Genomic DNA, 406 nt, shown 5'->3' on the forward strand with positions numbered 1-406 from the left:
AAAACGATGGCTTCGACCGCGTTACCGATTTCCAAAACAATCGAGACCGTATCGACATCGTCGGCCTTCGGTTCGGACAACTCTCCATCGTCCAACAGCGTGATGATGTGCTGATCAAGGTGGGTGCTACCAATCTAATGCGATTGGACAACACCAACGCTGCCGCCATAACTCGGGCGGATTTTGTGTAAGTTATCTCCTTTTTGAGCGATCGCCCTTGATGACCCAAAAGCGATCGCTCAAATACCATCCATCCTCTGACCATGAGCGCTCAGACAACCTCTCAGCTTCAGGGTATCGGGATGGATAAACCGTAAACCCCATTTAAGGAATCTAAATCCATGAGCTTCGACCCTATTTTGAACCTTTCCAGCCTCGATGGCAGCAATGGCTTCCGCCTCGATGG

General features: G+C 50.2%; 1 pseudogene. It reads left to right on the plus strand.

What is annotated here, in order from left to right:
* A pseudogene (locus tag JUJ53_RS18085) lies at positions 1-191 on the plus strand (hypothetical protein); the annotation flags it as partial.
* Positions 192-406: the final 215 nt, after the last annotated feature.

The sequence above is a fragment of the Leptolyngbya sp. CCY15150 genome (assembly GCF_016888135.1).
Lineage (GTDB): Bacteria > Cyanobacteriota > Cyanobacteriia > RECH01 > RECH01 > RECH01.